The sequence below is a fragment of the Burkholderia sp. MS389 genome, assembly GCF_016899425.1.
Classification (GTDB): Bacteria; Pseudomonadota; Gammaproteobacteria; order Burkholderiales; family Burkholderiaceae; genus Burkholderia; species Burkholderia sola.
In genome coordinates this window covers 129559-150063 of record NZ_CP045994.1, presented here as the reverse complement: position 1 = coordinate 150063, position 20505 = coordinate 129559, and the positions used below count along the sequence as shown (strand labels likewise).

At 66.8% G+C, this 20505-nt stretch carries 20 protein-coding genes; 6 read left to right on the top strand and 14 right to left on the bottom strand.

The window, feature by feature from the left end; translation table 11 throughout:
- Positions 1-224 precede the first annotated feature (224 nt).
- The 11 genes from GJG85_RS00695 to GJG85_RS00645 all read right to left on the bottom strand — a co-directional run bounded on the left by GJG85_RS00695 (position 225) and on the right by GJG85_RS00645 (position 13095).
- Positions 225-980, bottom strand: a complete 756-nt coding sequence (locus GJG85_RS00695) for an ABC transporter ATP-binding protein (protein ID WP_050015818.1) — start codon at positions 978-980, stop codon at positions 225-227.
- On the bottom strand, positions 980-2764 hold the full coding sequence (locus GJG85_RS00690) for a branched-chain amino acid ABC transporter ATP-binding protein/permease (protein ID WP_050015816.1): 1785 nt from the start codon (positions 2762-2764) through the stop codon (positions 980-982). Before GJG85_RS00690 ends, GJG85_RS00695 begins: the two co-directional genes overlap by 1 nt.
- 4 nt (positions 2765-2768) lie before the next feature.
- On the bottom strand, positions 2769-3824 hold the full coding sequence (locus GJG85_RS00685) for a branched-chain amino acid ABC transporter permease (protein ID WP_089488022.1): 1056 nt from the start codon (positions 3822-3824) through the stop codon (positions 2769-2771).
- 170 nt (positions 3825-3994) lie between these two features.
- Positions 3995-5152 (bottom strand): ABC transporter substrate-binding protein, encoded by a 1158-nt coding sequence (locus GJG85_RS00680; protein ID WP_050015812.1) that lies wholly within the window; start codon positions 5150-5152, stop codon positions 3995-3997.
- A 76-nt stretch (positions 5153-5228) separates the two neighbouring features.
- The gene (locus GJG85_RS00675) at positions 5229-6002 is read right to left on the bottom strand and encodes a hypothetical protein (RefSeq protein ID WP_179233120.1); all 774 of its coding nucleotides are present in this window, start codon (positions 6000-6002) and stop codon (positions 5229-5231) included.
- A gap of 211 nt (positions 6003-6213) precedes the next feature.
- Positions 6214-7191: a branched-chain amino acid ABC transporter permease gene (locus GJG85_RS00670; RefSeq protein WP_050015810.1), complete on the bottom strand. Its 978-nt coding sequence runs from the start codon at positions 7189-7191 to the stop codon at positions 6214-6216.
- Positions 7191-8075 carry a branched-chain amino acid ABC transporter permease gene (locus GJG85_RS00665; protein ID WP_050015808.1) on the bottom strand — a complete coding sequence of 295 codons (885 nt, stop codon included), beginning with the start codon at positions 8073-8075 and terminating at the stop codon, positions 7191-7193. The genes GJG85_RS00670 and GJG85_RS00665 overlap by 1 nt, the downstream gene beginning before the upstream one ends.
- A 128-nt stretch (positions 8076-8203) precedes the next feature.
- A complete protein-coding gene (locus GJG85_RS00660; protein WP_050015806.1) occupies positions 8204-9403 on the bottom strand; it encodes an ABC transporter substrate-binding protein in 1200 nt (399 codons plus the stop codon).
- Between the two features lie 77 nt (positions 9404-9480).
- Complete coding sequence (locus tag GJG85_RS00655; RefSeq protein ID WP_050015804.1) at positions 9481-10236, bottom strand: ABC transporter ATP-binding protein; 756 nt, start codon at positions 10234-10236, stop codon at positions 9481-9483.
- On the bottom strand, positions 10233-11012 hold the full coding sequence (locus GJG85_RS00650; RefSeq protein WP_006477266.1) for an ABC transporter ATP-binding protein: 780 nt from the start codon (positions 11010-11012) through the stop codon (positions 10233-10235). The genes GJG85_RS00655 and GJG85_RS00650 overlap by 4 nt, the downstream gene beginning before the upstream one ends.
- Positions 11013-11409: 397 nt before the next feature.
- Entirely contained in the window at positions 11410-13095 is a 1686-nt protein-coding gene (locus GJG85_RS00645; RefSeq protein WP_124675900.1) for a choline dehydrogenase, read from the bottom strand.
- Between the two features lie 182 nt (positions 13096-13277).
- Here GJG85_RS00645 and GJG85_RS00640 point away from each other — a divergent pair, with 182 nt between their 5' ends.
- Positions 13278-14177 carry a LysR family transcriptional regulator gene (locus GJG85_RS00640; RefSeq protein ID WP_089488019.1) on the top strand — a complete coding sequence of 300 codons (900 nt, stop codon included), beginning with the start codon at positions 13278-13280 and terminating at the stop codon, positions 14175-14177.
- A 182-nt stretch (positions 14178-14359) separates the two neighbouring features.
- Positions 14360-14893, top strand: a complete 534-nt coding sequence (locus tag GJG85_RS00635) for a class IV adenylate cyclase (protein ID WP_050015796.1) — start codon at positions 14360-14362, stop codon at positions 14891-14893.
- Positions 14894-14959: 66 nt separating this feature from the next.
- Here the strand turns inward: GJG85_RS00635 and GJG85_RS00630 are convergent, their stop codons facing one another.
- The gene (locus GJG85_RS00630) at positions 14960-15445 is read right to left on the bottom strand and encodes an Lrp/AsnC family transcriptional regulator (protein WP_050016018.1); all 486 of its coding nucleotides are present in this window, start codon (positions 15443-15445) and stop codon (positions 14960-14962) included.
- A 137-nt stretch (positions 15446-15582) separates the two neighbouring features.
- Here GJG85_RS00630 and phhA point away from each other — a divergent pair, with 137 nt between their 5' ends.
- Positions 15583-16482: a phenylalanine 4-monooxygenase gene (gene phhA, locus GJG85_RS00625; RefSeq protein ID WP_218828481.1), complete on the top strand. Its 900-nt coding sequence runs from the start codon at positions 15583-15585 to the stop codon at positions 16480-16482.
- Between the two features lie 130 nt (positions 16483-16612).
- Positions 16613-16921, top strand: a complete 309-nt coding sequence (locus GJG85_RS00620) for a 4a-hydroxytetrahydrobiopterin dehydratase (protein WP_050016015.1) — start codon at positions 16613-16615, stop codon at positions 16919-16921.
- A gap of 91 nt (positions 16922-17012) precedes the next feature.
- Here GJG85_RS00620 and GJG85_RS00615 read toward each other — a convergent pair whose 3' ends face one another.
- Entirely contained in the window at positions 17013-17243 is a 231-nt protein-coding gene (locus tag GJG85_RS00615; RefSeq protein WP_006401493.1) for a DUF3717 domain-containing protein, read from the bottom strand.
- Positions 17244-17365: 122 nt separating this feature from the next.
- Here GJG85_RS00615 and GJG85_RS00610 point away from each other — a divergent pair, with 122 nt between their 5' ends.
- Together GJG85_RS00610 and GJG85_RS00605 are read left to right on the top strand one after the other, a co-directional pair.
- Positions 17366-18058, top strand: coding sequence for a response regulator transcription factor (locus GJG85_RS00610; RefSeq protein ID WP_006401494.1), 693 nt, complete (start codon positions 17366-17368; stop codon positions 18056-18058).
- Positions 18059-18178: 120 nt separating this feature from the next.
- Entirely contained in the window at positions 18179-19663 is a 1485-nt protein-coding gene (locus GJG85_RS00605) for a sensor histidine kinase (protein ID WP_089488017.1), read from the top strand.
- Positions 19664-19808: 145 nt separating this feature from the next.
- On the opposite strand, the gene GJG85_RS00600 is transcribed toward GJG85_RS00605, so the two are convergent.
- Positions 19809-20339: an SET domain-containing protein-lysine N-methyltransferase gene (locus tag GJG85_RS00600; RefSeq protein ID WP_050015789.1), complete on the bottom strand. Its 531-nt coding sequence runs from the start codon at positions 20337-20339 to the stop codon at positions 19809-19811.
- Positions 20340-20505: the final 166 nt, after the last annotated feature.

The window sequence follows — 20505 nt, the reverse complement described above, 5'->3', positions numbered from 1 at the left end:
CCACACAGCATTTCCGCCGGTTGTCCCGGCACTTGTCCACTGAAGTGCAGCATGGTCGACCTGTGGAACCAGCCTGCGCGGCACCGCACAGCGCTTCCCACTGTTCCCGCACGACTTATCCCCGGCCTTGAACCGTGGACGCGAAAACTGCACCCTGCTCACAAACAAAAACGGCGTGTTTCACGTGAAACACGCCGCCCGTTTCCCGTCCACCGCACCGGCAATCAAGCCGTCTTCTTCGCCAACCCAAGATACGTCTCGATCACACGCGGATTCTGCGCAAGCTCGGCCGCCGGCCCTTCCAGCGCAAACTCGCCCGTCTCCAGCACATAGCCATAGTCGGAGATCTGCAGCGCCGCCCGTGCATTCTGCTCGATCAGCAGCGTCGCCACGCCGGTGCCGCGCAACGCGCTGATGATATGAAAGATCTCCTTCACGATCAGCGGTGCCAGCCCGAGGCTCGGTTCGTCGAGCATCAGCAGGTCGGGCTTGCCCATCAGCGCGCGGCCGACTGCCAGCATCTGCCGCTCGCCGCCGGACAGCGTGCCGGCCGCCTGCCGGCGCCGCTCCTTCAGCCGCGGAAATAGCGCGAACACGTGATCGAGCTGATCGAGGAAGTTCGATTCCCCCGCCTGCTTGCGCCGATACGCGCCGAGCACGAGGTTGTCCTCGACCGTCATTGTGCTGAACAGCTCGCGCTTTTCCGGTACGAGGCACATTCCGCGCGCGACGCGCTGCTCGACCGGCAACACGCTGACGTCGGTGCCGCGATACACGACCGCGCCCGACGCGTGCCCCGTTACCGGGAGCGCCCCCATGATCGCGTTCAGCAGCGTCGATTTACCGGCGCCGTTCGGGCCAATCACGCTGACGATCTGCCCCGCCCCCACCTTGATTGCCGCACCGTGCAGCGCCTCCACCTTCCCGTACCGCACCGCCAGCCCGCGTACGTCGAGAATCGGCATCGTCGTGTCCGTCATCACTCCACCCCGCCCAGATACGCTTCGAGCACGGCCGGGTCCTGCTGCACGTCCTGCGGCAGCCCTTCCGCGATCCGCGTGCCGAATTCCATCACCACCAACCGGTCGGTGAGGTTCATCACGAAATCCATGTCATGTTCCACGAGCAACACGCTCATTCCTTCCGCCTTCAGCCGCCGCAGCAGGTCGGCGAGTTGCTGCTTCTCCTGGTAACGCAGCCCCGCCGCCGGCTCGTCGAGCAACAGCAGCGTCGGATCGCAGCACAGCGCCCGCGCGATTTCGAGAATCCGCTGCTGACCAAGCGCGAGGCTCCCCGCGTCGTCGTACATGTGCGCTTCGAGCCCGACACGCCGGATCTGGCGCGCGGCTTCGGCCAGCAACTGCGCTTCCTCGTGCGCATTGAGCCGCGCAATGCTGCGCCACACGCCGGTATGACCGCGCAGATGCGCGCCGATCGCGACGTTCTCGAGCACCGTCATCGTCGGCAGCAGCTTCACGTGCTGGAACGTGCGACCGATGCCGCGGCGGACGATCTGGCGCGACGTCAGCCCGTCGATGCGCTCGCCGCGGAACGTGATCGCGCCGCCGGTCGGCTTCAGCACGCCGGTCACGAGGTTGAACGTGGTCGACTTGCCCGCGCCGTTCGGGCCGATCAACCCGATGATCTGCCCCGCTTTCACGTCGAAGCTGACGTCGTTCACGGCCACGAGCCCGCCGAACTGCTTGCGTGCGGTGTCGACGACGAGCAGCGGCTCGCCGGCCACGGGCTTCGCGCGCTGCGGCAGCGGATCGGCCTGCTCGGGCACGTGCGCACGGGGCCCGCGCGGGAACAGTCTCGCGACGAACGGCCATACGCCCTGGCGCGCGTACTGCAGCAGCAGCACCATCAGCACGCCGAACACGATGATCTCGAAGTTGCCTTCCGAGCCGAGCAGTTTCGGCAGCAGCGTCTGCAGATAGTCCTGCAGCACGGTCAGGATCGCCGCGCCGAGCACCGCGCCCCATACGTGCGACACGCCGCCCACCACAGCCATGAACAGGAATTCGATCCCGTGGTTCAGACCGAACGGCGTCGGGTTCACCGCGCGCTGCAGGTGTGCGTACAGGAAGCCCGATACCGCCGCGAGCACGGCCGCGTAGACGAAGATCACGACGCGCATCCACGCGGTGTTCACGCCCATCGCCTCGGCCATCACGCCGCCGCCGCGCAGCGCGCGGATCGCGCGGCCGGGCCGGCTGTTGAGCAGGTTCTGCACCGACACGATCGCGGCCAGCACCACGGCCCAGATCAGGAAGTACAGGCTGCGGCCGCTGTCGAGCACGATGCCGAACAGGTTCAGCGCCGGAATCCCGTTGATCCCGTCGTACTTGCCGAGCAGTTCGAGGTTGCCGAACAGGTAGAACAGCGCGAGGCCCCACGCGATCGTGCCGAGCGGCAGGAAGTGCCCGGACAGCCGCATCGTCACCGCGCCGAGCACGAGCGCGACGAGCGCCGTCAGCACAACGCCGACGATCAGCGCGAGCCACGGCGATACGCCGTAGCGCGTCGTCAGGAACGCGGTCGCATACGCGCCGATGCCGACGAACGCGGCCTGTCCGAAGCTCGTCATCCCGCCGACGCCCGTCAGCAGCACGAGCCCGATCGCGACGATCGCATACAGGCCGATGTAGTTCAGCAGCGTGATCCAGTATTCGGGCACCTGCAGCGCGCCGGGCAGCACCGGCAGCGCGAACAGCACCACGAGAAACAGCCAGAAGGTCTTGTTGCGTACCATCGTCTTCATCGCGTCACTCCTCTTCCTCTTCCGCATGCGGCGTCGCGAAGCTCCGCCACAGCAGCACCGGAATGATCAGCGTGAACACGATCACCTCCTTGTAGGCGCTCGCCCAGAACGACGAATACGATTCGAGCACGCCGACGAGCAGCGAGCCGGCGGCCGCGAGCGGATAGCTGACGAGCCCGCCGATGATCGCGCCGACGAAGCCCTTCAGCCCGATCAGGAAGCCCGAGTCGTAGTAGATCGTCGTCAGCGGGCCGACGAGGATCCCGGACAACACGCCGAGCCCCGCCGCGAACGTGAACGCGAGCCGCCCGGCTTCGGTCGTGCCGATGCCGACGAGCCGCGCACCGAGCCGGTTCACCGACGTCGCGCGCAGCGCCTTGCCGGCGATCGTGCGCCCGAAGTACACATACAGCGCGCCGATCAGCACGAGCGCCGTGACGACGACCAGGATGCTCTGCACCGACACCGTCATGCTGCCGATCGCGAGCGACGCGTCCGAGAACCCGTTGGTACGCGAGCCTTCCGCGCCGAACATCACGAGGCCGAGGCCGACCATCGCGAAATGGACGGCGACCGACACGATCAGCAGCAGCAGCGTCGTGCCTTCGGCGATCGGCTGGTACACGAGCCGGTAGACGAACGGCCCCATCGGCACGACGATCGCGAGCGTCAGCGCGATCTGCGCGAGCATCGGCATCGGCTGCGCGGCGAAGCTGCGCGTGATTGCGAACACCGCGAGCGGCAGCAGGATGTAGCGGCTGCCGAGCGTCGCGAGCGTGCGGCCGAGCTGATGGCGGCGTTCGCGATGCCGGATCAGGCCGCCGGCTTCGAGCAGGAAGCATGCGACGCCCATCACGAACAGCAGCCAGCAGGTGGCGGGAAATTTCTGCGCCTGCAACGCGGCCAGCGTCAGCGCACCGTAGGCGACGAATTCGCCCTGGGGAATGAAGATCACCCGCGTGACGGAAAACACCAGCACGAGCGCCAGCGACAACAATGCATAAATGGCGCCGGTCGTGATGCCGTCTTGCGCGAGGATCGCCGCAATCGAGAGATCCATACGTTTCGTGTATCGAGAGAATGCTGCGGAGAAACGAAAGGCGGAAACGGCCGGGGCGCACGGCGGGCCCCGGCCGTTCCAGGCGGCACGGATGCGGCCGTGACGCGCGCCGCCCTGCCGACGGCGTGCGCGGCGCCGTTCGCGCCGCGCACGCCGGTTTCACGTGACGCTTACTCGGCCTGCAACTTCCACTTGCCGTCGACGATCTGCACCATCACGCGCGCACGTGTGTCGAAGCCGTTGTGATCCGTCGCCGTCATGTTGATCACGCCGTGCGAGACGGGCAGGTCCTTCACGCTTTCGAGCGACGCGCGCAGCGCTTCGCGGAACGCCTCGGTGCCCGGCTGGCCCTTCTTCAGCGCGTCCGGGATCGCGCGCTGCAGCAGCAGGCCCGCATCCCACGCATGGCCGCCGAAAGTCGACAGCGAACCCGCGCCGTAAGCCTTCTCGTACGCGGCCTTGTAGCCGAGCGCCGGCTTCTTCACCGGATTCGAATCGGGCAGCTGGTCGGTCACGAGCACCGGGCCGGCCGGCAGGATCTCGCCTTCGCAATCCTTGCCGCACACGCGCAGGAAATCGTTATTCGCGACGCCGTGCGTCTGGTAGACCTTGCCCTTGTAGCCGCGCTCCTTCAGCGTCTTGGCCGGCAGCGCCGCCGGCGTGCCGGAGCCGGCGATCAGCACCGCATCCGGGTTCGAGCCCAGCAGCTTCAGCACCTGCCCCATCACCGACGCGTCGGTCCGGTTATAGCGTTCGCTCGACACGAGCTTCAGCCCGTTCTTCGCGGCCGCCGCGTCGAACGTCTTGTACCAGCTGTCGCCGTACGCGTCGGCGAAGCCGATGAAGCCGACCGTCTTCACGCCATGCTTCGCCATGTAGCCGGCGATCGCGTCGGCCATCAACTGGTCGTTCTGCGGCACCTTGAACATCCACGCGCGCTTCGCGTCCATCGGCGCGATGATCTGCGCGCTCGCCGCGAGCGAGATCGTCGGCGTCTTGCCCTGCGACACCGGATCGAGCATCGCGAGCGAGTTCGGCGTGACGGACGAGCCGATGATCGCGTCGACGTGGTCCTCGTCGATCAGCTTGCGCACGTTCTGCACCGCACGGCTCGTGTCGGACGCGTCGTCCAGCACGATGTACTGCACGCTCTTGCCCGCGATCTCCTTCGGCAGCAGCGCGATCGTGTTCTTTTCCGGAATCCCGAGCGACGCGGCGGGCCCGGTGGCCGACAGCGTCACGCCGATCTTCACCTGCGCCGACGCCGTGGCCGCCGCACACACGAGGCCCGCGGCAAGCAGGGCCTCCATCCATCGATTCATCTTCATTTACGTTGTCTCCAAACGCTGCTCGAAAAAACCACGGTTGCTCGGGCGGCTCCCGGTCCCCAAACAAGTTAATATCTTAATTATCCCACCCGTCCGCGCCCATGCTCGTTTTCCCGCGACACGCCGCCACGCGCCGCGCGCCGATTGAAACGGCCGTCCGACCGTCACGATGCGCAGCAGCGGTGTCGTCAGGATGAAGAAAGCGAAGAAATGCGGGAGCGTGCGCAAGCTCGTTGCGCGCGCATCGATGGTCGGCACGCACGGCAAGCGATGAAACCTCGGAAAGCCCGCCGCTCATGCGATTGCGCATACGGATGCAGAGACGGATGCGAGCGCAACGACCCGCGCCGGCGCCGGGACGCGCATACAGGCCGCGGAACGGCTCGGAAATGCCCCGATGACCCATCGGGCACCCCATGACGAACGAACGGCGTCCGCCGCGTCTCCTGCCCCGAACCACCGTGCTGCGCTGCTCATCCAACCGTACTCCCTGTTCTGCATTGTGCTTGTAGGAGAACTGCCGACCGATTTTCCCGACCGCACGGTCGGCGAAAGCCGAGTGTAACGGACGCCTTTCGCGCCCGCCAACCGGGTAAGCCCGAAGCGCCTGTGCAGGATTGCGCATCGTCGGCGAACGGATCGCGGGAAACGGAAAAACGGGCAACGCGGCAAAGCGCGGAAAAGACGCGGTGCGAACGCAAACGCGGAAAGCGGCGCCATCGGCTGGCATGCGGGCCGATGCACCATCGAGGGAATTCGTGCACGCAAATGAAAAAGCGCTGTTGGATTCCGTCCAACAGCGCTTTGGGGTCCGGGCACTTTGTGCCTCGATTGTCTCCTCGTTCTCCACCTGCAAATTCGTTTCGCGGTGCATCAGAACTGAAGTGAATCTTAAAGAGGCTTAAGCACCACGACAACTTAGCATTTACCCCTATGGTGCATTGCCGCACGAAAATGGGGCACCAGCCGGCCGCGCGGCGACGGCCCGAGCCCGCGGTGACGCCCTTCCCGGCCGAGCCGGATGGTGCTTCGCATCAACGCGGGCGACGCGCGCCGCATGCTCACGACGACGCCCTGAGCGGCTTGATACGCGCGACCATCTCACCGACGATGCCGCGCCGGAACGCCAGCACGCATGCGATGAAGATCAGCCCAGTGACGATCGTCGTCGATTCGCCGAGCGAATGGAACCACGCGACGCCCGTCGTCGACGCGAGCCATTCGCCGATGTCGCCGAGCCGGTCTTCCAGCGCGACGATCAGCGCGGCGCCGAGCAGCGGCCCGAACAGCGTGCCCATCCCGCCGACGAGCGTCATCAGCACGACGAGGCCCGACATCGTCCAGTACGCATCCGACAGCGTCTCGAAGCCGAGCACGAGCACCTTCAGCGAGCCGGCCAGCCCCGCGAGCGCGGCCGACAGGATGAACGCGAGCAGCTTGAAGCGATCGGTGTCGTAGCCGAGCGAGATCGCGCGCGCTTCGTTCTCCTTGATCGCGACGAGCACCTGGCCGAACGGCGAATGGACGACCCGCACGATGAACGCGCACGCGGCCACGACCGCCGCCAGCACGACGTAGTACAGCGTGACGTCGTTCGACAGGTCGAGCAGCCCGAACAGATGGCCGCGCGGCACGCCCTGCAGGCCGTCCTCGCCGTGCGTGAACGGCGCCTGCAGATAGATGAAGTAGACCATCTGCGCGAACGCGAGCGTGATCATCGCGAAGTAGATGCCTTGCCGGCGGATCGCGAACAGCCCGACGACGAGCCCGAGCAGCGTCGCGGCGACGGTGCCGGTCAGCACGCCGAGCTCCGGCGTGAAACCGAGCGTCTGCATCGAATAGCCGGTCGCATAGCCGGCCGTCGCGAGGAACATCGCATGGCCGAACGACAGCAGCCCCGTATAGCCGATCAGCAGGTTGAACGCGGCCGCGAACAGCGCGAACGCGAGCACCTTCATCACGAACACCGGATACGCGCCGATGAACGGCGCGGCGAGCAGTGCGGCGAGCAGCACGCCGTAGAGCACTTTTCTCTGCATCATTTTTCCTTGCCGAAGAGGCCCGCCGGGCGGAACAGCAGCACGATCGCCATGATCACGAACACGACGGTGGCCGACGCTTCGGGATAGAACACGCGCGTGAAGCCCTCGATCACGCCGAGCAGCAGGCCCGTGACGATCGAGCCGAGGATCGAGCCCATCCCGCCGATCACGACCACCGCGAACACGGTGATGATCATCGGCTGGCCCATCAGCGGCGACACCTGGATCACCGGCGCGGCCAGCACGCCCGCGAACGCGGCGAGCGCGACGCCGAAGCCGTAGGTGAGCGTGATCATCATCGGCACGTTCACGCCGAACGCCTCGACGAGCTTCGGGTTCTCGGTGCCCGCGCGCAGGTACGCGCCGAGGCGCGTCTTCTCGATCACGAACCACGTCGCCAGGCACACCGCGAGCGACGCGACGACGACCCACGCGCGATAGTTCGGCAGGAACATGAAGCCGAGGTTGGTCGCGCCGGACAGCTGCGACGGCACGTCGTACGGTTGGCCGGATGCGCCGTAGATCGAGCGGAACACGCCTTCGACGACGAGCGTGAGGCCGAACGTGAGCAGCAGCCCGTACAGGTGATCGAGCTTGTACAGCCAGCGCAGCATCGAGCGTTCGATCGCGATCCCGAACGCGCCGACGATCAATGGCGCCAGCACGAGCATCGCCCAGTACGGCAGCGCGAAATACGACAGCCCCATCCACGCGAGCATCGCGCCCAGCATGAACAGCGCGCCGTGCGCGAAGTTGATCACGTTGAGCAGCCCGAAGATCACTGCGAGCCCGAGGCTCAGGATCGCATAGAACGAGCCGTTGACGAGCCCGAGCAGCAACTGGCTCAGCATCGCCGGCAACGGAATGCCAAAGATTTCCATCGACTTAGCCGTCAGAATGAGTTTCGTTGCGTACGCAACTTTGCAGCCGCGCGCACGCGGGCGGCGCAGCGGGCACGTCGCTGCCACCGCCACCGTGCGGCGCGCCCGTGCGCGCCGCTATCCGATGCTTACTTCCACAGCGCGCAGCGCGTTTCCTGCTTGGTGCCGAACGCCTGTTCGCCCGGAATCGTCGCGAGCACCTTGTAGTAGTCCCACGGCTCCTTCGATTCCGACGGCTTCTTCACTTCCATCAGGTACATGTCGTGGATCATGCTGCCGTCCTGACGGATGTAGCCCTTCGCGTAGAAGTCGCTGATCTTGATCTTCTTCAGCTCGGCCATCACCTTGTCGGAATCGGTCGTCCCGGCGGCCTGCACGGCCTTCAGGTAGGTCGTCACCGACGAGTAGTCGGCCGCCTGCAGGCTCGACGGCATCTTCTTCATCTTGCCGAAGTAGCGCTGCGCCCACTGGCGCGACGCCGCGTCGCGGTTCCAGTACCAGCTGTCGGTCAGCACAAGGCCCTGCGTCGTCTCGAGGCCGAGGCTGTGCACGTCGTTGATGAACATCAGCAGCCCGGCGAGCTTCATCGTCTTCGTGATGCCGAATTCCTTCGCGGCCTTGATCGAGTTGATCGTGTCGCCGCCCGCGTTCGCGAGACCGAGGATCTGCGCCTTCGACGATTGCGCCTGCAGCAGGAACGACGAGAAATCCGACGCGGACAGCGGATGCCGCACCGCCCCCAGCACCTGTCCGCCGCTCGCCTTCACGACGTCCGACGTGTTCTTCTCGAGCGCCTTGCCGAACGCGTAGTCGGCGGTCAGGAAGAACCACGTCTTGCCGCCCTGCTTCACCACCGCCGAGCCGGTGCCTTTCGCGAGCGCCATCGTGTCGTACGCATAGTGCACCGTGTACGGCGTGCACTCCTCGTTCGTCAGCGTGTCCGCGCCCGCGCCGATGTTGATGTAGACCTTCTTCTTCTCCGCGGCCAGCTTGGCCATCGCCAGCGCCGTCCCCGAATTCGTGCCGCCGACGAGCAGGTCGAGCCCGCCGCGGTCGATCCATTCGCGCGCCTTCGACGCGGCGATGTCCGCCTTGTTCTGGTGATCCGCGTACACGACCTCGATCGGCTTGCCGAGCACCTTGCCGCCGAAGTCGGCGACCGCCATGCGGATCGCCTCGAGACCGCCCTGGCCGTCGATGTCCGCATACAGCCCCGACATGTCGGTGACGAAACCGATCTTCACGCTATCCGCGGCATGCGCGGCGCCGGCGGTGAGTGCGGCGGTCGCGAGCGCGAGACAGGCCTGTGCGAGGGTCTTCATTTTCATTGACGTCTCCTGTTGTTCTGATGCGTTGTGGTTATTCGAGGGCCGCCACGGCTAGCGGCAACGGAAACGAGGCGGCGTCATACTCCGAGCAGGTCGTGCAGGGTCGGCATCTTGCCTTCCAGTTCGGACGCGCGGAAATGCTCGACGATGCTGCCGTGCTCCATCACGTAGAAGCGGTCGGCGAGCGGCGCGGCGAAGCGGAAATTCTGTTCGACCATCACGATCGTGTAGCCGCGCGCCTTCAGCGCGACGATCATCCGCGCGAGCGCCTGGACGATCACCGGCGCGAGGCCTTCGGAGATCTCGTCGAGCAGCAGCAGGTTCGCGCCGGTGCGCAAAATTCGCGCGACCGCGAGCATCTGCTGCTCGCCGCCGGACAGCCGCGTGCCCTGGCTCTGCCGGCGCGACGCGAGGTTCGGGAACATCGCGTAGATCTCGTCGAGCGACATCGAATGCTCGCGCGGCCCGATCAGCGGCGGCAGCATCAGGTTCTCCTCGCACGACAGGCTCGAGAAGATCCCGCGCTCCTCCGGGCAATAGCCGATGCCGTAATGCGCGATGCGATGCGTCGCGAGGCCGATCGTCTCGTGGCCGGCGACCTTGATCGACCCGCTGCGGCGGCCCGTGAGGCCCATGATCGCGCGCAGCGTCGTCGTGCGGCCCGCGCCGTTGCGGCCGAGCAGCGTGACGACCTCGCCGCGATGCACGGTCAGGTCGACGCCGTGCAATATGTGGGATTCCCCGTACCAGGCCTCCAGGCCCGTGATTTCCAGCGCAGGCGTACCGCTCTCGACGCCGCTCAATTCGCGTTCCTCCCGTTCGCTGTGCTTCATGCGTGCGCCCCCGCGAGCGCCGCGTCGGCGCTGCCCATGTAGGCTTCGATGACGAGCGGATTCTTCGACACTTCCGCGTACGAGCCTTCGGCCAGCACCTCGCCGCGTTGCAGGACGGTGATCGTGTCGGAGATCCCCGCGATCACGTTCATGTTGTGCTCGACCATCAGGATCGTGCGGCCGCTCGCGACCTTCTTGATCAGCGCGGTCACGCGGTCGACGTCCTCGTGGCCCATCCCCTGCGTGGGCTCGTCGAGCAGCATCAGTTCGGGCTCCATCGCGAGCGTCGTCGCGATCTCGAGCGCGCGCTTGCGGCCGTAGGCCAGCTCGACGGTCGGCACGTGCGCGAAATCGGTGAGGCCGACCTGCGTGAGCAGGTCCATCGCGCGATCGTCGAGCCGCTTCAGCGTGCGTTCGCTGCGCCAGAAATGGAATTCGGTGCCGAGCGCGCGTTGCAGGCCGATGCGCACGTTCTGCAGCGCGGTCAGGTGCGGGAACACGGCCGATATCTGGAACGAGCGGATGATGCCGCGCCGCGCGACCTGCGCGGGCCGCTCGTCGGTGATGTCGATGCCGTTGAAGACGATCTGGCCGGCCGTCGGCGTCAGAAATTTGGTGAGGAGGTTGAAACAGGTGGTCTTGCCCGCGCCGTTCGGCCCGATCAATGCGTGGATCGCGCCGCGGCGCACACGCAGGTTGACGCCGTTCACGGCGGTGAAGCCCCTGAATTCCTTCGTCAGTCCGCGTGTTTCCAGAATCGTGTCGCCGAGAATCATGTTCCCTTCCGTACGAAGTCAGGCGAAGCACCGGGAAGCCTGGCGCAAGCGGCCGCGAACAGGTCAGCGGATCAGCGGGCTGCCCCCGGGCGCCGTGGTACGCCTCGAGGGTTGGTCTCCCGCGCCGACGCGTATGCACATTACAGAACATTGTCGCGCCGTTGGTGCAGTGCAATCATCGGGATTTGCACTTATAGGGGTGGCCGCCATATCGGATGCGACGGCGCACGGTTATTCACCACGCTTTTTTGACACGTGCATCATCACGCGTTGACCTGCCGCAGGATCTGGCACACGCGCGCCCGATAAAAAACCGCGCGACGGCGCGGCTTGCACGGATCTTGCCGTTAGAGCGGACGCGCCGGCAGCTTGTTTCGCATAGCGAATCAGCGGGCGTTCATGCCGCCGTCACCGCGGCCTCGGTGCGCACCGACGTCGTTTCGCGCGCCGCACGGCGGTCGGCACGAATCATGTCGCTCGCGCGCTCGGCGATCATCAGCGTCGGCGAATTGGTGTTGCCCGACGTGATGAACGGCATCACCGACGCGTCGACGATCCGCAACCCCGCGATGCCGCGCACGCGCAGCCGGCTGTCGACCACCGCGCGCGCGTCGTCCGCACGCCCCATCCGGCACGTGCCGACCGGATGGAAGATCGTCGTGCCGACGACGCCGGCCGCGTCGATCAGTTCGGCCTCGGTCTGGTACCGCGGGCCCGGCAGGATTTCCTCGGGGCGATAGCGCGCGAGCGCCGGCGCGGACGCGATCCGGCGCGTGAGGCGCAGCGCGTTCGCGGCGACGTGACGATCGTGATCGGTCGACAGATAGTTCGGCGCGATCGTCGGTGCGCTGCCCGGATCGGCGCTCGTGACGTGCACGCTGCCGCGCGAGGTCGGCCGCAAATGGCAGACCGACGCCGTAAACGCGTTGAAGCCGTGCAGCGGCTCGCCGAAGCGTTCGAGCGACAGCGGCTGCACGTGGTATTGGAGATCGGGACGCGTGAGCGCGGGATCGTCCGGATCCGATTTCGCGAACGCGCCGAGCTGCGACGGCGCCATCGACATCGGCCCGCGCTGCAGCAGCGCATATTCGGCGCCGATCATCAGCTTGCCCCACCAATGCGCGGACAGCGTGTTGAGCGTGCGCACGCCGTCGACGCGAAACGCCATCCGCAATTGCAGATGATCCTGCAGGTTTTCGCCGACGCCCGGCAGATCCTGCACGACGTCAATGCCGAGCGCCTGCAGCCGCCGGCCATCGCCGACACCCGACAGTTCGAGCAGTTGCGGCGAATTCACCGCACCCGACGTCAGCAGCACTTCCGCGCGCGCCCGCGCGACGTAGTCGGTGCCGCCGCCGTGATATTCGACGCCGACCGCGCGCCGACCGTCGAAGATCACGCGCTGCGCATGCGCGCCGGTGATCACGGTCAGGTTCGGGCGCGCCATCGCGGGCCGCAGGAACGCCTTCGACGTATTCCAGCGCACGCCGCGCTTCTGGTTCACTTCGAAATAGCCGACCCCGGCATTGTCGCCGCGGTTGAAATCGTCGGTGGCGGGAATGCCCGTCTGCTGCGCGGCCTGCGCGAACGATTCGAGGATCTCCCAGCGCAGCCGCTGTTTCTCGACGCGCCAGTAGCCACCCGCGCCGTGCGCATCGCTCGTGCCCGCATGGTGATCCTCGCTGCGCTTGAAGATCGGCAGCACGCTGTCCCACGACCAGCCGGCGTCGCCGGTTTCCTGCGCCCAGTTGTCGTAATCCTCGCGCTGGCCGCGCATGTAGATCATCCCGTTGATCGACGAGCAGCCGCCGAGCACGCGGCCGCGCGGATACGACAGCGCGCGGCCGTTCAGCGCCGCTTCGGGCTGCGTCTTGTACAGCCAGTCGGTGCGCGGGTTGCCGATGCAGTACAGATAGCCGACCGGGATATGGATCCAGTGATAGTCGTCCTTGCCGCCCGCCTCGAGCAGCAGCACGCTGATGTCGGGATCCTCGGTCAGGCGGTTCGCGAGCACGCAACCCGCGGTGCCCGCGCCGACGATCACGTAGTCGAATTCGCCCTCGAGCGTGCGTTGAGTACTCACGGCGTGTCTCCTTCCTGCTTGTTGTGTACCGCGCGGCGCGATGCCGCGCGCATGTTCAGCATAGTGCGTCGCGCCGCGCCTGCGGCCCCGCGCCACGATCCGATGAAGCGTACTCCCGCGCCCGGCCGCCGATCCAATGAGTTATGCTGAACTGCGTTATAAGCCACGCTCATATCACAACGATGGATCTCACCCTGCTTCGCGCGTTCGCGACGGTCGCCCGCGAAGGCAACCTGACGCGCGCCGCCGTGCAGCTACATTTGACGCAGCCCGCCGTCAGCCTGCAGATCAAGCATCTGCAGGAAACGCTCGGGGTCGTGCTGTTCACGCGCACGTCGCGCGGGCTCGCGCTCACGCGCGACGGGCAGACGCTGCTGCCGCACGCGGAGCGCGCGCTCGCCGCCGCCGCCGACGTGCAGCGCGCCGCTGCCGCGCTGCGGCACGAGGTGCGCGGCCGGCTGCGAATCGGCACGATCCTCGATCCGGGGTTCCTGCGGCTCGGTGGCTTCCTGCGCGCGCTGGTCGAGACCCATCCGCAGATCGAAACGGCGCTGCGGCACGGGATGTCGGGCTGGGTGATCGAACAGGTGCGCGCGCAGGCGCTCGACGTCGGCTACACCATCGGCCGGCCCGAAGAGGACGCGCCGCGCGACGGCGCGCTGTTCCACACCGTCACGCTCACGCGCTTCGAATACCGCGTGCTCGCGCCGGCCGGCTGGAAGGAGCGCGTGCAGCGCGCGCACGACTGGCGTGCGCTGGCCGCGCTGCCGTGGATCTGGACGCCGCCCGCGTCCGCGCATCACCGGCTGCTGTCGCGCCTCTTCGCGGCGGCCGGCGCGCAGCCGGTGAAGGTCGCCGAGGTCGACCAGGAGCAATCGATGCTCGATCTCGTCAAATCGGGGATCGGGTTGACGCTCGCGCGCGATTCGATCGCGCTGGCCGAGGCGCACGCGCATGCGCTGACGATCGTCGAACGCATGACGGTGCCGACCGAGCTGACGTTCGTGACGCTCGCCGAGCGGCGCGACGAGCCGGCGATCGCGGCTGCGCTGCGGTTGATCGACGCGCAGTGGGCGACATGAGCGCGGCTGATATCGACGCGGCCCGTTACGCATCGAGTTTCGGCGCCTGACGCATGCCGTGGATCGAATCGCGTGCCCCGCGTCGTGTCGCCGCGGCCGGTCCGCGCGTCACGCCACCATCGCAGGCTTTTTGCTAGATTGTGCGTTCGCACACCGCGAGACCCCGATTGAAGGAGACCCGCATGGCCCGCAACATCGAGATCAAAGCCCGCGCCCGCGAATTCGACCGGCTGCGCGAACGGGCGGCCCAGCTCGCGACCGAAGCGCCGCTCTTCTACCGCCAGCAGGATTTCTTCTATGACGTGCCGCGCGGCCGGCTCAAGCTGCGCCGCTTCGAGGATGGCACGCCGGCCGAGCTGATCTTCTACCAGCGCGACGATCGCGACGGCCCGAAGGCGTCGTACTATACGCGCAGCCCGGTGACGAATCCCGACGCGATGCATTCGCTGCTCGCGACCGCGCTGACCACGCGCGGGATCGTGACGAAGGAGCGGCACGTGTACCTCGCCGGCCGCACGCGCATCCACCTCGACCGCGTCGACGGCCTCGGCGATTTCATCGAGCTCGAAGTCGTGCTGGGCCCCGACGACGACGAAGCGGGCGGCGAAGCCGAAGCGCACGAGGTGTTCGCGAAACTCGGCGTCGCGCAGGACGATCTCGTCGCGGTCGCGTACGTCGATCTGCTGAACGCCGACACCCAGCCCGAAACGGCCTGATCCGGCCCCAGCGAAGGCGGTACGGCGCGTGCCGCCTTCAGCGCCGATGCCGCGGCCGCGTCCCCGTCACGCGGCGCCCGGCGCGAGATGCGCGAGCGGCAATGCACCGTTGCGCTTGAAGGTCGTCAGCACGATGTTCGAGCGCACGCTGTCGACGCCCGGCACCCGCATCAGCTTCTTCATCACGAACTGCGACAGCGCGTTGAGATCCGGCGCGACGATCCGCAGCAGGTAGTCGGCATCGCCCACCACCGCATGACATTCGAGCACTTCGGGCAGCACGTCGATCTGCTGCTGGAACTGCTCGATGATCGAATCGCCGTGATGCTTGAGCTTCAGGCTCGTGAACGCGGTCACGCCGAGCCCGAGCTTTTCGGGTCGCAGCATCACGCGGTAGCCTTCGATCACGCCGGCCGCCTCCAGCCGCTGCAGCCGCCGGCCGATCTGCGACGGCGACAGCGGCACCTGCTCGCCCAGCTGCTGATGCGTCGCGCGACCGAAGCGCTGCAGCACGTCCAGCAACGCGAGATCGAAGTGATCGAGTTCCAGCATGAGCATTCTCCGCATTGATTCGTTATTTGATGCGCAATTATCGCATCACTAAGCGAATTGACGCCAACTATGCGCCCAATCCGCGCGTCGCCCGCTCTACACTTGCATGGTCCCAACCCAGCGTGCAGAGCCTGATCATGTCCACCGTCGTCACCGCGAAACTGCAGGAGCAGTTCGATGCGGGTCTCGAAACCCGCGCCGATTTCACCATCGACCAGCCGCTGCAGCGCTACGGCCAGGTAGACCACGCGGTGTGGAAGCAGCTCTATGCGCGCCAGTCGGCGCTGCTGCGCGGCCGCGCGTGCGACCCGTTCGTCGCCGGGCTCGGCAAGATCGCGCTGCCGGCCGATCGCGTGCCGTCGTTCGCCGACGTGAACCGTCAGCTGAAGCCCGCGACCGGCTGGGAAATCGTCGCGGTGCCCGGCCTCGTGCCCGACCGCGTGTTCTTCGCGCATCTCGCGAACCGGCGTTTCCCGGTCACCTGGTGGATGCGCCGTCCCGACCAGCTCGACTACCTGCAGGAACCCGACTGCTTCCACGACCTGTTCGGCCACGTGCCGCTGCTGATCGACCCGGTGTTCGCCGACTACATGCAGGCGTACGGCCGCACCGCGCTCGCGGTCGCCGACGACGAAGCGGCGCTGGCGCGGCTCGCGCGCCTCTATTGGTATACGGTGGAATTCGGGCTGATCCGCGATCCGCGCGGCACGAACGGGCTGTCGATCTACGGCGCCGGGATCGTGTCGAGCAAGGGCGAAAGCCTGTACAGCCTCGAAAGCGCGGCGCCGAACCGGCTCGGGTTCGACCTCGAGCGCGTGATGCGCACGAAGTACCGGATCGACACGTTCCAGAAGACCTACTTCGTAATCGACGATTTCGCGCAGCTGTTCGCGCTCGCCGACGTCGATGGCCGCGCGCTGGCCGACCGGCTCGCGGGGCTGCCCGAATTCGCGGCCGGCGCGGTGCTCGACACCGATCGCGTACTGCATCGCGGCACGGGCGAAGGCTGGCCCGACGACGCCGACGCCGACGCGTGACGCGCCGGCCGTCGGCTGCCGGTTGCCGGCCGCCCGTCGTCCTTTCCGCAACTATGGAACAATGAACGATGCCGGCTTCGCCGCGCGGCGCAGCCGCGCGCGGGCGCCGTTACCGAACGAGAGGTGCAAGATGATCCACAAGCTCACATCCGAAGAACGCAAGACCCGGCTCGAAGGCCTGCCGCAGTGGACGGCCGTGCCGGGCCGCGACGCGATCCAGCGCCGCCTGCGCTTCGCCGATTTCAACGAGGCATTCGGCTTCATGACGCGCGTCGCGATCAAGGCGCAGGAAATGAACCACCATCCGGAATGGTTCAACGTGTACAACCGCGTCGACGTCACGCTGTCGACCCACGACGCCGACGGCCTGACCGAACGCGACATCGAACTCGCGCGGTTCATCGACGGCGCCGCCGCGCACGCGCAACCGGGCGCCTGAATCCCGTCTCCGCCGCCGCGCGCTTTCCGTGCGCGGCGCGTCAACTTTTCATTTCGCTGAACGTTTTCTAGGATGTACTCAGCGAAAGCCTTCAGCTTTCCAAGCCATCCTTAAGGCGCACGTAAGTCTCGTACGCTTTCCGCGCCTTGGGGTCCAAACCTTCCAGTTGCAGCGCGCTTTCGCGCTGTACAATCAGCAGCGCATACGGCTTGGAGAGCGCGCTGGCCTCTTCGCAGAGTTTGAGTTCGTCGCCGCTCGACGGCGAGCGGGCGCGCCAGAAATTGATCGCGGCTTCGAGGTCGTGGATCGAAATATCGGACATGATTGGATTTAATCGTTCGCTGGCCGCCATGCTTGATGTCAGGCGATGCGGCGTTCCTGTGGAAACGGCTTCGTGCTGTCCGCGTGCCTGAACCGCCAACCCATTGTACTTGAGCGAACTTCATGCGACTCCTTCTGATCGAAGACGACCGCCCCATCGCACGCGGTATCCAGAGCAGCCTCGAGCAGGCTGGCTTCACCGTCGACATGGTGCATGACGGCATCTTTGCCGAACAGGCGCTGGCACAGAACCGCCACGAACTCGTGATCCTCGACCTCGGCCTGCCGGGCATCGACGGCATGACGCTGCTCACGCGCTTTCGCCAGACCAACCGCCACACGCCGGTGATCGTGCTGACCGCCCGCGACGAGCTGAACGACCGGATCCAGGGCCTGAACTCCGGCGCCGACGATTACATGCTCAAGCCGTTCGAGCCGGCCGAGCTCGAAGCGCGTATCCGCGCGGTGATGCGCCGCAGCGGCCCGCACAGCGACATGCCGCGTCCCGAAGTGTCGCTCGGCGGCGTCCGCCTGTCGGGCGTCGACCGCCGCATCTTCAACGACGACAAGCCGCTCGAACTGTCGCCGCGCGAATTCGCGGTACTGGAAATGCTGCTGCTGCGGCACGGCCGCGTCGTCAGCAAGGCGCAGTTGCAGGATCACCTCACGCACTTCGGCGGCGATCTCGGCGACACCGCGATCGAAGTCTACGTGCACCGCGTCCGCAAGAAACTCGAGCAGTGCCGGGTCGAAATCGTCACGGTGCGCGGCTTCGGCTACCTGCTGCAGGAAATCCGCCAGACGGCGAGTGTCTGAGCGACGCCGCGCGCCGGCCGGCCGCGTGCCGCCGGCGCACGCGTGCTGCTCTGCGTCGCCGTTCCCGGCGCACGACCGCGCCGCTCCCCGTGAGCGGCGCTTATCCTTTTGCCCGTCGAAATGTCTTCTGATCCGGCTGTGACCACCAGCCTGCGCCGCTCGCTGCTCCGGCGCCTCGCCGCCCCGCTGTCGATGCTCGCGCTGATGAGCGGCCTGATCGCCTACTGGCTCGCGTGGCAATACACGCAGCACGTGATCGACCGCTCGCTCGCCGATCTCGCGACCGCGATCTCCAAGCAGATCCAGATCGCCGGCCCCGACGCGCCGTTCACGGTGCCGCCGCTCGCGCAGGCGATGTTCTCCGATCCAGCCGAAGCGCTGATCTACCGGATCAGCGACGGCGAGGAGGAACTCGCCGGCGATCCGAAGCTGCCGCTGCAGGGCATCAACGTGCGCCGCATGCATCACGCGTACGTGTTCGAGGCCGAATACGACAATCGCGCGGTCCGGGTCGCGCAGGTGCGCGTCGACAACGTCGAGGGCGGCCGGCCGATGGTCGTCGAAGTCGCGCAGCCGGTGCGGCACCGCTACCGGATCGCGGCCGAATTCCTCGTCGCGATCATGATGCCGCTGCTGTTGCTGCTGCTCGCGGGCTGGGGCATCGTATGGCGCGTCGTGAACCAGCAGTTGGGCCCGCTCACGCATCTCGCCGATTCGCTGAACCGGCAAACCCATACGTCGCTGGAACCGGTCGACGAAACCGACGTGCCGCTGGAGATCCGGCCGCTGACCAGCGCGATGAACGCGCTGCTCGGCCGCCTGAAGACCGCGCTCGACGCGCAGCGCAAGTTCATCGCCGATGCTGCCCACCAGTTGCGCACGCCGCTCACCGCGGTGAAGCTGCATGCCGAGCAGGCGGCCGTCGCGCGCGACCCGCACCAGACCTTCGCCGCGGTGCGCGAGCTGCGCGCGGCCGCCGACCGCGCGGTACGGCTGTCCAATCAGTTGCTGTCGCTCGCGCGGGCCGAGCCGGGCGAACAGGCCGCGCGCTTCGTCGACGTCGATCTCGCGGCGATGGCGTTCGAGACCGGCGCCGAATGGGTGCCGCGCGCGCTCGCGTCGCACGTCGACCTCGGCTTCCAGCGCAGCGACGAGCCGGGCGACGACGAGAAGCTGATCGTGCGCGGCAACCCGGTGCTGCTGCGCGAGGTGATCGCGAACCTGCTCGACAATGCACTGAAGTACGTGCCGCTCGCGCGGCCGGACGGCGCGCGGATCACGGTGAACGTCGCGCGCGCCGCGCTCGAGGACAGCCAGCCGGCCGCCGAGATCGTCGTCGAGGACAACGGCCCCGGCGTGCCCGCGAACCAGCAGGCCGACCTGTTCAAGCGCTTCTTCCGCGGCGACGCGCAAAGCGGCAACGGTGTCGAAACCGGCGCCGGGCTCGGGCTCGCGATCGTGCACGACATCATCGCGATGCACGGCGGCACCGTGTCGTACGAGGATGCATCGGAAGGCGGCTCGCGCTTCGTGGTGCGGGTGCCGCTCGCGACGCGGACGGAAAAACCGGCCAGCGAAACGCCGGCCGCGGCGCCGACGCACTGAGCGATCACCAGCGAGTCGCGGCGGGCAACCGCTGGCCCGTCGACCGGGCGGCCCGCCGGAAAAGGAAAGCGAACGCCGGGCCGCCACGACGCGGCAGCCGCGGGCTGAAACGACCGCGGCAGCGCGCGATGCGCTGCCGCCTGCATCACTTCCTGTTCTTCTTGTCCTTCGAACCGGACGCAGGCTTGCCGTCCTTCTTGTCCTTCTTCTTTTTCTTCTTCCCGCCTTCGTCGGACGTCGCGAGCAACGTGCCGCGGCACGATTCCGCACCGCAGTGGCACGCGTATTCGCGCTTGAGCTTCTTCGTCAGCTTCGCGTCGATCACGAGGCCGTAGTCGTAGAACAGCTCCTCTTCCGGGCCGATATCGCGCAGCGCGTGGATATACACGCGGCCTTTGACTTCCTCGGCTTCGCAGTTCGGCGCGCACGAATGATTGATCCAGCGCGCGCTGTTGCCGTCGACCTTGCCGTCGATCACGCCGCCTTCGTCGAGTGCGAAGTAGAACGTATGATTCGGCTCGCTCGGGTCGTGCGGATGACGGCGCAGCGCTTCCTTCCACGAGATTCGCTCGCCCTTGTATTCCACTACGCGTTCGCCGGCCTTGATCGGCGCCACGGCGAACACGCCCTTGCCGTGTACTCCCGAGCGGCGCACCGCGATCCTGCGTGAACTCATCGAACCAATCCTTGTGAAGACGACTTGAACGGAAGCGACCGCGATCGCGGCCGGGCGCCGCGCCAAACGAAAACGCGGCACCGGTCGGTGCCGCGTCGGGGCATGCGGCGAATCATCCGCATCCTACACGTTCGATATTGCTTCGTTCAACATCGCGCGCAATATT